Origin of the sequence: uncultured Allobosea sp. (genome assembly GCF_945956895.1) — a bacterium.
Classification (GTDB): Bacteria; Pseudomonadota; Alphaproteobacteria; order Rhizobiales; family Beijerinckiaceae; genus Allobosea.
The window spans coordinates 1-3,424 of the sequence record NZ_CAMFJF010000148.1; the positions used below are offsets into that span (position 1 = coordinate 1).

3 protein-coding genes are annotated in these 3,424 nt (G+C 63.3%); all 3 read left to right on the forward strand.

The features are described from left to right. The first annotated feature begins 281 nt into the window (after positions 1-281). The 3 genes from rpsL (at position 282) to fusA (ending at position 3,303) form a co-directional block, all read left to right on the forward strand. Positions 282-653, forward strand: coding sequence for a 30S ribosomal protein S12 (rpsL, locus tag Q0Q02_RS23540; RefSeq protein WP_199085547.1), 372 nt, complete (start codon positions 282-284; stop codon positions 651-653). A 70-nt stretch (positions 654-723) separates the two neighbouring features. Further along, positions 724-1,194: a 30S ribosomal protein S7 gene (rpsG, locus tag Q0Q02_RS23545; protein WP_089175040.1), complete on the forward strand. Its 471-nt coding sequence runs from the start codon at positions 724-726 to the stop codon at positions 1,192-1,194. 33 nt (positions 1,195-1,227) lie between these two features. Then, a complete protein-coding gene (fusA, locus tag Q0Q02_RS23550; protein ID WP_293813231.1) occupies positions 1,228-3,303 on the forward strand; it encodes an elongation factor G in 2,076 nt (691 codons plus the stop codon). Positions 3,304-3,424: the final 121 nt, after the last annotated feature.

The window sequence follows — 3,424 nt, forward strand, 5'->3', positions numbered from 1 at the left end:
TTCGAGTCATAAGCGCGCCACTGTCGACGGCTGTCGGACACGTTTGTCGCTTGCGCAAGGTTCGCGAGCGAGGTTCGCGACCGAAACTCCGTCGGAATTCCAGCGTCGATTGACGACATGGCAGGATGCATGAACGCGGGTTCTCCGTGTTCCTCTGCTGGCGAACGCGCCTGAGGCCCCTGAAAGGGCGCCGATGGCGCGGCTTCGTTTATGTCATGGCTTTTCTCGACCTGGGAGATTGACCAGGAATTTCCAAACGCTCAGTGGGGCGAGAGGCCAGAATGCCGACAATCAGCCAGCTCATCCGCAAGTCGCGGTCGCCCGTGAAGGCGCGTAACACCGCCCCGGCGCTTGAGAATTGCCCGCAGAAGCGCGGCGTTTGCACGCGCGTCTATACGACGACCCCGAAGAAGCCGAACTCGGCGCTCCGCAAGGTTGCGAAGGTTCGCCTGACCAACGGCTTCGAGGTGATCGGCTACATCCCCGGCGAGGGTCACAACCTCCAGGAGCACTCTGTCGTCATGATCCGTGGCGGCCGCGTGAAGGACCTTCCCGGCGTGCGCTATCACATCCTGCGCGGTGTGCTCGACACGCAGGGCGTCAAGAACCGCAAACAGCGCCGTTCGAAGTACGGCGCCAAGCGTCCCAAGTAATTTCGGCCTGACCGGCCGGGCGAGCAGCCTGAGCCGGTTCGCCGCGTTGAAGATTTACGGAGACTAGACGATGTCCCGCCGCCATAGTGCCGAAAAGCGCGAAGTTATCCCGGACCCGAAGTTCGGCGATATCGTCGTGACCAAGTTCATGAACTCGGTCATGTACGAAGGCAAGAAGTCGACCGCCGAGCGGATCGTCTACGGTGCCTTCGATATCATCGAGGCGAAGACCAAGAGCGAGCCGCTCGGCGTCTTCAAGTCGGCGCTCGAGAACGTCGCTCCGGCGATCGAGGTTCGTTCGCGTCGCGTCGGCGGTGCGACCTATCAGGTTCCGGTCGAGGTGCGTACCGAGCGTCGTCAGGCGCTTGCGATCCGCTGGCTGATCGCTGCCGCTCGCGGCCGCAATGACAAGACCATGGTGGAGCGCCTGTCGGCTGAGCTGATGGACGCCGCCAACAACCGCGGCAACGCGGTCAAGAAGCGCGAAGACACGCACCGGATGGCGGAAGCCAACCGCGCCTTCTCGCACTACCGCTGGTAAGCGGCGCGCTGCCCCGAGACACAGAGCACGATCATGGCCCGTTCCCATCCCATCGACCGTTATCGCAACTTCGGCATCATGGCCCACATCGATGCCGGCAAGACGACGACGACCGAGCGCATCCTCTACTACACCGGCAAGTCCCATAAGATCGGCGAAGTCCATGACGGCGCCGCGACCATGGACTGGATGACGCAGGAGCAGGAGCGTGGCATCACGATCACCTCGGCTGCGACGACCTGCTTCTGGCGCGACAACCGCCTGAACATCATCGACACCCCCGGCCACGTCGACTTCACCATCGAAGTCGAGCGTTCGCTGCGCGTGCTCGACGGTGCCGTCTGCGTTCTCGACGGCAACCAGGGCGTCGAGCCGCAGACCGAGACCGTCTGGCGCCAGGCCGACAAGTACGACGTCCCGCGCGTCGTGTTCGTCAACAAGATGGACAAGATCGGCGCCGATTTCTATCGCTGCGTCCAGGACATCATCGACCGCGTCGCCGGCAAGCCCGTCTGCCTGCAGATCCCGATCGGTTCGGAGTCCAATTTCGCGGGCGTCGTCGACCTCGTGAAGATGAAGGCGATCGTCTGGAACGGCGAGGCGCTCGGCGCTTCGTTCGAAGAGCAGGACATCCCGGCCGATCTCGCCGACAAGGCTGCCGAGTATCGTTCGAAGCTCGTCGAGGCTGCCGTCGAGATGGACGACGCCGCGATGGAAGCTTACCTCGAGGGCAACGAGCCGGACGCCGACACGCTGCGCAAGCTCGTCCGCACTGCCGTGCAGCGCCGCGCGTTCCACCCGGTTCTCTGTGGCTCGTCCTTCAAGAACAAGGGCGTGCAGCCGCTGCTCGACGCCGTCGTCGACTATCTGCCGTCGCCGGTCGATCGCGGTGCCGTCGAAGGTATCGACTTCAAGACGGAAGAGCCGACCACCCGCAACCCGACCGATGCCGATCCGTTCGCGATGCTCGCGTTCAAGATCATGGACGACCCCTTCGTCGGCACCATCACCTTCTGCCGCATCTATTCGGGCAAGGTCGAAGCCGGTCAGGGCGTCATCAACTCGACCCGTGACAAGAAAGAGCGCGTCGGCCGCATGCTGCTGATGCATGCGAACAACCGCGAGGACATCAAGGAGGCTTACGCCGGTGACATCGTCGCCTTGGCCGGCCTGAAGGACGTCCGCACCGGCGACACGCTCTGCGATCCCGTCAACGCGGTCATCCTGGAGCGCATGGAATTCCCCGAGCCGGTCATCACGATCGCGATCGAGCCGAAGTCCAAGGCCGACCAGGAGAAGCTGGGCCTCGCCCTGTCGAAGCTCGCGAACGAGGATCCGTCCTTCCGCGTCTCGACCGACCAGGAGAGCGGCCAGACCATCCTGAAGGGCATGGGCGAGCTCCATCTCGACATCAAGGTCGACATCCTGAAGCGCACCTACAAGGTCGACGCCAATATCGGCGCCCCGCAGGTTGCGTATCGCGAGACGCTGACCAAGAAGGCCGAGGTCGACTACACCCACAAGAAGCAGACCGGCGGTACGGGTCAGTTCGCCCGCGTCAAGCTCGTCATCGAGCCGAACGAGACCGGCAAGGGCTTCGAGTTCGAGTCGAAGATCGTTGGCGGCGCGGTGCCCAAGGAGTACATCCCGGGCGTCGAAAAGGGCCTGAACTCGGTCATCGGCTCCGGCGTGCTCGCTGGCTTCCCGGTGGTTGACGTCAAGGTCTCGCTGATCGACGGCGCGTTCCACGAAGTCGACTCGTCGGCCCTGGCCTTCGAAATCGCCTCCCGTGCGGCGCTGCGCGAAGGTCTGCAGAAGGGCGGCTCCGTGCTGCTCGAGCCGATCATGAAGGTCGAGGTCGTGACCCCGGAAGACTATACCGGCTCGGTCATCGGCGACCTGAACTCGCGTCGTGGCCAGATCCAGGGCCAGGACATGCGCGGCAACGCCGTCGTGATCAACGCGATGGTTCCGCTGGCGAACATGTTCGGCTACGTGAACCAGCTCCGCTCGTTCTCGCAGGGCCGCGCCAACTACACGATGCAGTTCGACCACTATGAGCAGGTGCCGTCGGCGGTGGCCGCCGAGGTCCAGGCCAAGTACGCCTGAACCCCGCACCGACCCGACTGACCATTTGAACAAGATCTGACGGAGGCTACGATGGCCAAAGAGAAGTTCGCTCGCAACAAGCCGCACTGCAACATTGGAACGATTGGTCACGTTGACCATG

Coding starts and splice junctions, on each gene's coding strand:
- rpsL (WP_199085547.1), top strand. CDS start 282: ATGCCGACAATCAGCCAGCTCATCCGCAAGTCGCGGTCGCCCGTGAAG.
- rpsG (WP_089175040.1), top strand. CDS start 724: ATGTCCCGCCGCCATAGTGCCGAAAAGCGCGAAGTTATCCCGGACCCG.
- fusA (WP_293813231.1), top strand. CDS start 1,228: ATGGCCCGTTCCCATCCCATCGACCGTTATCGCAACTTCGGCATCATG.